This is a genomic window from Veillonella sp. KGMB01456, from assembly GCF_023051165.1.
In the GTDB taxonomy this organism is placed as follows: Bacteria; Bacillota; Negativicutes; order Veillonellales; family Veillonellaceae; genus Veillonella_A.
The window spans coordinates 66,469-74,201 of sequence record NZ_JALKIG010000010.1; the positions used below are offsets into that span (position 1 = coordinate 66,469).

Below are 7,733 nucleotides of genomic sequence, written 5' to 3' on the forward strand. Positions count from 1 at the left end.
TAGAGAGACTAATCGTCTTTTTCTTTTTTATAAACGTTTATCACTTTCCCTCCATCTATGAGGATGATTTCAGTGATATTTTTTGTATAGTTTGAGGTAAATACCTTATTGATTTGTAATTCAACTGATTGAACACTCATTTCCGTTTTATCAAGAGATACAATAAATCGATTTGATTGTTTTTTATGCTTATTTATCATATCGAAAACTGTATTCTTGCCATTGCCGCTTGGAGATTTCAACTCGTACGGTTCGTTTCCAATCATAAAGTCAGGAGTATTTATACTCTGAGGGTAATTAATTCTTGGAACTAATTGTATATCTGTTCCAAAGTACTCACCTAATATATCAGCTATACGCCTCTCATAAGGCGTATGATCAAGTAGAACATGCTTGCCATCGACTTCGTATATTTGCCCGTCAACAACAATATTGTTCAATTCAATGACCTTATGAGGCGTTATTCGACCATTTAAAATTGTTCGATTAAAACCTCTAGCCTTGTCCATCCATACTGCTTTACCTTCTTTGACCAATTGACTTCCCTTGACACCGAGCAACAACTCTTTCTGCCGTTGAGTAAGTGTATTAATATATTCACGTCCACCTTCTTCAATGCGTTCGCTAGGCTCATCCGGCACTTGCCCTTTAAATATAGGCTTGAGCCGGCACATGCAGTGTGGGTGCACGGGGATAGTTGGTACCTTATCCTTAGGATATATACCTTTCCCTAAGCCGTACAAATCAGCATTAGCATACAAGTCGCATATATCATGAGTAGGGTGTGCCGTCGACAATTTCCATTGATACGCCACGCAATCCTCATCGTTTTGCCATTTAGCTAAAAAACCGTCAATATATGCCCTTGCTCGTTCAGTGCGTGCGATACGTTCAGCAAAATACCGAGTTCGTTCTTGTGTCGCCACATGCACCGCCTTAAACAAAGCCTCATTGTTGCATGATTCAATCGCCTGTAGCACCTTGTTATAAGCGTATTTCATGCCTTGCGTGTTAAGCTGTCGGATATATCGTTCAACTTGACGCATGGCGTTTCTGTATTTTTGCTTATCATAATTCGGGCCATTGCTTAATTTAATGAGTTTTCGCATGAAGTCCGGTATATCTTGCTCCGGAATAATACCGCCGTAGCCATAACCGTCAAACAAAGCGAGTGCATTAGCCTTGTAATTGGCGTTCTTTAGCATTTGTTGATGCAGCACGCTAGCCACCATATCACGCACAGCCTTAGCTCCCTTAGTCGTACGATCCGATAGAGTGAGTTTATCGGGAGCCCACACCATTTCAAACCCCTTACTTATTACGCTTGCCGCCAATACACCGCCATAACCTTGCTCTGCCATTCGATGCAGTGACTTTTTTACTTCGTCTTGCAAGGTTTTCATAATAGGATACTCCAAATACGCCATATCAACGGCTTGTTTTGGGGTATACCCCTTATCTAACAACTCTTTAATTCTCTTTTCAAAAGCATCAATCATTTGATTGGTCGTCATCTAGCTCACTCCCGTAGGCGGTTGACTGCTCTAAATCATTGGCGGCGGCTTGCAACTCGTTAATGATAGTATCGTAGATATCGGGGTCAATGTTTGGCATATACGATTCAAGCACTTTTTTGGCAACTTCCAAACTAAACGTCTTACTTGTAATACCTAAATCAAATGCTTGTTGCGCCTGTGCCAAACAATCAGCCACATCGTCAATGTTAAAATCTCGCGGATATTCACAACTATAATTTACTGTTTCACCCGCCCACATTTCATAGAGGGTAATAATTGCCTTTTCCGCCTTTTCGCACTGCACGGCAAAGTTAACAAGGTTCTTGTTCGTCCGCTCAAAATCCCACTTCTTGGCAAGTCCAGACTTCGCCGATTCAACGCCAATGACGCTATTTAAACCGCTCATGCGATACATCTCACCGACTAAGTTTTTGATTTGCTCCATGAGGACTTCAGCGGGTCCCGAATCAGGTGCAATAAATTGAGGGGCATTTGTATCAGAAGGATATAATAGCAAGTTATTGGTGCCGATTGTTACATCGGTCATGTTAGTGCCCGCACTCTGCATAGTTAAGATGTTAAACGCTTGATTATCGCTGATTTGACTGAGCAAACTGCACAAATGGTAGATATGATAGTTAGTCTTAGCGATTGAAATAAACTCCGGCGCCGGTAAGACTCGCCGAGGGTCTGTATTTCTGCCAAACCACTGCACAATCGGTACACGCTTGAGATTGTGTTCACCACTTCTTAACAATTGGTCGTGTTCGTCTCGAACCTCCCAACCGTCTATTGTCCATTTGTACTTGCGGACATGATACCCATCATCATCGTAATAGACGCCCTCATAACTGAAATCAATCAACCGGCCTCGTTCGTTAAAGTGCCACCCCGTTACATTCTTCGGCTCGATGGCTGTGAGGAATGGCAACGCCCTCATATTCAGGTTGTCGGCCTCTGATTCGCCGAGTGTTGCCTCGTTATTTACGAGAATATATACAACGCCATATAGTTTGGCGGCGACTGCTTGCCGGCTCATGAAGTCCTGTAAGTTAGTGCCTACTCGGTCAACGTCATCAAGAAACATTTTAAATTTCGCTGTGTCGCGATAATCTCGCTTAATCTCATCATTAAATACCGGCAATACAGTGCTGTCGATAATCGGCCCGACATAGTTAAGATAATACGCCAATTTCTTACGCCGTGCGTAATTCTTATTCGATTCCCTCGCATGCTTAATCAATGCCGAGCCGTCGTAGAATTGCCCGTCGCCATAGTAGGCGTCATGTAACAGCTTGTACATCTCATTCTTTCGATTTGTCGCCATTATGGCCTCCTTTTAATAAATATTAATACGTCCACTCTGAACGCTGCCCATACAGCAACGTTCTGCAATGCCGGTCAGTGCATCGGGTGCGTCGTCGTGCTTATTCTTGCCTTCCCGTTGGTATTTCGTTACGGCCTCATAAAACTCCGGCCATTTATCACGCCAATTCATAGGGAAGTAAATATGTTCCATGACCCAAGTAGAATTTGAAAGTATTCTAGCCTTCTTATTTTTGCTTTGGTGAAACGGTCGAATTATGCACTTGCTGTCTTGATATTGATTTCGCAATATCGTTGAAACGGAACGGGCGAACCCTCGGCCGCCGTTATTGCTTTCAATATCAGCATTATTTACTTTGTTCCTTACTAACATGCCAGCCGTAGCCGGCTCGGTGATTTCCATACCTTTTTTCGTATATAACACATCAAGAATATAAGCTTCTTTGTTATACACGCCGTAGCAAATACTGCATAAATAATCTTCGCCTTCGTCTGCGGTGTCGGTATAGTTCTTGATTTCAGTGAATAAACTTTGTCCGCAATCATTAACCGGCGGAGAACCGTATGTCTTGAGTGTCGTATATAGGCACCCTTTTAAGTCGATAGGTTCTTGCTGATAGTTAGCACTTGCTATATCCTCACCCATGGCTCTTTTCTTCGCCAAGTAGCTATCATACGATAGCACTTCATCGCATAGCATGTGCCCGTCGTCTTGTAAGGCTTTCATCGTGATAATTTTAGGCTTAAATTTAGTATCATGCTTAAAATGCGATATAGCCCGTCCGGCTAAGTCATCACTCGCCCAACGGGTCATAATTAATATAATTTTGCCGTTTTCTTCTAATCGAGAAAGCATGGTGTTTGTAAACCATTCCCAATGTTGCTCTTTGACATTTGCGTTATAGGCTTCTTCGGCGTTTTTAATAATGTCATCGACTATCATCAGCGAGCAGCCGAAACCGGTAGCAGTACCGCCCGGCGACGTCGCTAGATATGAGTTAAATTGTCCGGCTAACGACCATAAACTCATGGTGCTATCGCCGCGTTTTATCGCCCTACCGGGGAATATATCACGATATACAACAATATCCTCATCGGCTTTTTGCTCTTGAATTGCATTTCTGACATTCTTAGCAAACATCGTCGATAGTGTTTCGTTATATGAGCCCGTCATGATCTTTTGCGTCGGGTCATTTCCTAAAATCCACTGTACAAATAATTGAGCCGTTCTACTCTTACCGTGCCGCGGTGGCATATTCATGATTAGTACGTTATGCTCGTTACTATCGAAAAATGATTGTAATTCATTGCATAGCGTTACTAAATACTCTCTATCCGATTTGTAAAAGTCCGGTGCCATTAAGTGGCAATAATAAAAAAACTCGCGTCTAGCGAGCTCTAATTTTGCCTGTTTAATAATGACGTCCTTATTCATTTTGAATCAACTTCTTTATGTCGGCCGTACTTACGCCCTCAAATGGATTGTTGATATTCCCGCTCATTTCTAAGTCGCGTTTATCACGCCATAAGTCAGGGCGTCTATTCTTAAGCCAAAAAATTTGAGCCGTGGTATCAGGTATTACATGTTTAACTGTTTTCTTCTTCTTAATACCATCTTCACTGCATTCTTCTGAATATTCTACATACTCGTACCCTAATGCTCTTTTTAGTAAAGCGTTTTCAACTTGAATATCGACTACAGTTTTTCCCTTTTTTAGGGCGTCGGAAATGTCGGGATACTTCTTCTTCCATGAATATAAAGTGTCTCGACCAATCCCCATATTTTTAGCAATCTGTTCATCTGTCAGTCCATCTCTAGCCCAAGCCTGCAATAGCAACAGCTTATCAGGCTCAAGCCAATCACGATATTTGCCTTTAGCCATTACAGGCCTCCTTTCTCTCGATAATTTTATGGTGGACCTTGCAGGACTCGGACCTACATCTTACCGCTTATGAGGCGGTTGCTTTACCATTAAGCTAAAAGTCCATATGGCTGCCTAGACAGGACTCGAACCTGTAACCCATCGGTTAACAGCCGATTGCACTACCATTGTGCTACTAGGCAATGTGACTGGCGGAAGAGGTAGGATTCGAACCCACCCGCGATTTCTCGCCTATCTGCTTTCAAGGCAGTCCCCTTAATCCACTTGAGTACTCTTCCATGCATATAACAAGAAAAGCACCCTTTCAGGTGCCTTCTTGCGTTTTGTGTGGGTATAATTTTGAGGAGCAAATGTAAAACTATCAGCCTTTAAGCTTCTTTCTACAGTTTATATTATACAACATCTTGAATGCCAACTACTGCCAACTCTTGCAAACTGTTTTTGTAAATTTTCGAAAATTCCTTTACAGCTTCTCTATGCATGCGTTTCCTAATCCATTCCCGAGTGACGCCTACAACTTCTGCGACCTGCTCCCAGCTTCCACAGTTTATATATCGCTCATGCAATAGCGCTCGCAACTGACAAGATTCAATTTGATTTATCATGCCATCTACTACATCGCTATACTGCATAAATCGCTTCCATTTATCCTGCACAACTTTTAACCTTGCATTAAAATGCGCTATTTGGTCACCTAAATCTTTTGGGGTCCCGCCACTGATATGCTCTTTACCATAGTCAATAGCCTTTAAAGAGTACAGTTTTGCTCTTAACTCTTTTATGTCACGCTCTAGCTTACGTAGCTCTATCTGCATATCCCTAAGCCGTTCTAAACATTTCATCGCCGTCAATCAACCATCTCCTAATCATAACGCCTACCGCTCTTTTTATCCTCTAAGCTAATTCGTTGCACTAGTTTAAATCCACCAAGCCTACACACTAGCTTTATTATCTTGATAACAATCTCTAGTCTATTCTCCTCGTTGCATATTCGCTTAACCGCCTCATCGCCTGTAGGGTCATTATACGCTCTAGTCATTTAACTCCTCCGCTATTTTCTTTCTAGTTTGCCTAATTGCCCACGCAAATTTTATGGCGTGCCATAATTCTCGCCACCCCTTTGCATTATTTATCGCCTTTTTTATCGCACGTCTTACATGTGCCCGCAACGCTTCCATAAGAAACAGCTCCGCTTCTAATTTCGTCTTCACGTGTTGCTCAAGTTTTTCGGCTTGGTGTTTTAACTTGTAAAACTCTACTATAAAATCATCACAATATACGCAATATCTGCCTTTAGTCTTTTCACTCAAATCCTCCGACAAGTCGTCTAATTTAACAAGCTCACCACGCAACCCGTTTACAGTTTTAATAATTTCCGCCAAACTCTTAGAGGCTATTTCTAAGTATTTTAGCCGAGTTCGTTCATCCATGTTAAGCCTTTGCCCTTTCTGCCACACTATCGACTAGATTAGCAGTTACTAATGCCCTAGCCATTGCCGGCACTACGCTATTACCAATTCTCTTAACTTGCTCCTTGATTGAATATTTCTTTCCCCGATAGTCAAACTCTAGTTTGTAATCATCGGGGAACCCTTGAGCCCTTGCGAGTTCCCGAGGCGTTAGCATTCTAAGCCCTATATCGATGATGTTGTAATTCTCCTCCTTGACTACAACAAGCCCGAAATGGTTGGCACCGGTTACGGTGTGGAGCGGATCGAATAGGCTTTGCCCAACTTCCCAACCGTAATATTTAGTAAGGAACGCCTTTACTTGTTCGCTCGTGGCCGTTTTGCTTAATTTAGCGGCCACTAAGCCATATCGAGGGGAGCCGTCAATGGTAAATAAAGGCTCTTGAATAGACTGCCCCCGGTGCTCTCTTGGGTTCGTTTCCGTGTGATACTGAATAATAGTCGGGGCTATCATTTCATCGTCAACCGCAACTATGAAGGGGTTCGGGTTATTTATAATAAATTTGTCTACTCCCTTCCAAATTCGCCTCATTGTGTTCTCGGCGAGTGGTTTATTGCGTCCAAATATCGATTTACAAGGAACACCCCAATCGATGCACTCGGCTGCTGTCCGGTACGGTTTCAAGCCTCGCCCGTGGGTAGGTTTAGGCCATACGATTGGTAAGCCATCACATCGAGCAATCAAGAAAAACCGTTTCCGTTTCGTCGGGGCGCCGTAATCGCAAGCCGTCATTTCCTTGTATTCGACTTCATAGCCGAGCCCGTTGAGGGCTTTAATAAAACTCTTGAACGTCATGCCGGCCTTGCCTTTGATTGGTTTGCCTTCTTCGTCTAGCGGACCCCATGATTGGAATTCTTCGACATTTTCCAACATAATCACACGGGGTTTCACAAGCATAGCCCAGCGAATCGCCACCCATGCAAGCCCTCGAATATTCTTGTCCAAAGGCTTCCCGCCTTTCGCCTTACTAAAATGCTTGCAGTCCGGCGAGAACCACGCAAGGGCAACCTTACGCCCTTGACATGCCTCACGAGGGTCAACTTCCCATATATCCTCGGTGTAGTGCTTAGTTGTCGGGTGGTTAGCTGCGTGCATGGCAATCGCCGCCGCATCGTGATTGATAGCAATGTCAACCTCTACGCCAGTCGCTTGATATATCCCAAGGCTTGCACCGCCGCCACCGGCGAAGCTATCTACAATCAACTCGTTCCCGTACATTTAACGCCTCCAATAGTCCATGATTAATATAGTGACTAGCACTAAGGCAAATACTATAACTTCTAGCGTGCCGGGCGTGAAATTAATCTCCATAATTTCACCCCTCCCACGATACCGACAAAATATAATACTTGCCTTTATAATTCGGACTTACCGCCACTTCAAACCCTTTTAATTTTAGCCGGTCGGCCATTTTGTCCATGAAGTCCTCCCCTATCTCATGAGGTATTATCGTTTGTAATAACCATTGTCCACTTGTTGCCCGGCTTCGCATCCGGCGCAAGATATAGCGCCACGTCCGCAGCTTTTCGCATTGACG

7 protein-coding genes and 3 tRNA genes are annotated in these 7,733 nt (G+C 43.4%); all 10 read right to left on the reverse strand.

Features of this window, described 5'->3' with window-relative positions:
* Nucleotides 1-8: 8 nt before the first annotated feature.
* Nucleotides 9-1,514 carry a hypothetical protein gene (locus MXE28_RS04745; protein ID WP_247239868.1) on the reverse strand — a complete coding sequence of 502 codons (1,506 nt, stop codon included), beginning with the start codon at nt 1,512-1,514 and terminating at the stop codon, nt 9-11.
* The gene (locus tag MXE28_RS04750; RefSeq protein ID WP_247239869.1) at nt 1,492-2,844 is read right to left on the reverse strand and encodes a phage portal protein; all 1,353 of its coding nucleotides are present in this window, start codon (nt 2,842-2,844) and stop codon (nt 1,492-1,494) included. Before MXE28_RS04750 ends, MXE28_RS04745 begins: the two co-directional genes overlap by 23 nt.
* Nucleotides 2,845-2,856: 12 nt before the next feature.
* Nucleotides 2,857-4,278 carry a phage terminase large subunit gene (gene terL, locus MXE28_RS04755; protein ID WP_247239871.1) on the reverse strand — a complete coding sequence of 474 codons (1,422 nt, stop codon included), beginning with the start codon at nt 4,276-4,278 and terminating at the stop codon, nt 2,857-2,859.
* Entirely contained in the window at nt 4,271-4,726 is a 456-nt protein-coding gene (locus MXE28_RS04760; protein WP_247239872.1) for a helix-turn-helix domain-containing protein, read from the reverse strand. The genes terL and MXE28_RS04760 overlap by 8 nt, the downstream gene beginning before the upstream one ends.
* 29 nt (nt 4,727-4,755) lie before the next feature.
* Nucleotides 4,756-4,830, reverse strand: a tRNA-Ile gene (locus tag MXE28_RS04765).
* 3 nt (nt 4,831-4,833) lie between these two features.
* Nucleotides 4,834-4,908, reverse strand: a tRNA-Asn gene (locus tag MXE28_RS04770).
* A 7-nt stretch (nt 4,909-4,915) separates the two neighbouring features.
* A tRNA-Ser gene (locus MXE28_RS04775) sits at nt 4,916-5,004 on the reverse strand.
* A 114-nt stretch (nt 5,005-5,118) separates the two neighbouring features.
* Nucleotides 5,119-5,577 (reverse strand): hypothetical protein, encoded by a 459-nt coding sequence (locus MXE28_RS04780; protein WP_247239873.1) that lies wholly within the window; start codon nt 5,575-5,577, stop codon nt 5,119-5,121.
* Nucleotides 5,578-5,757: 180 nt separating this feature from the next.
* Nucleotides 5,758-6,156: a hypothetical protein gene (locus MXE28_RS04785; protein ID WP_156704447.1), complete on the reverse strand. Its 399-nt coding sequence runs from the start codon at nt 6,154-6,156 to the stop codon at nt 5,758-5,760.
* A gap of 1 nt (nt 6,157) precedes the next feature.
* A complete protein-coding gene (dcm, locus tag MXE28_RS04790) occupies nt 6,158-7,414 on the reverse strand; it encodes a DNA (cytosine-5-)-methyltransferase (RefSeq protein WP_156704448.1) in 1,257 nt (418 codons plus the stop codon).
* Nucleotides 7,415-7,733: the final 319 nt, after the last annotated feature.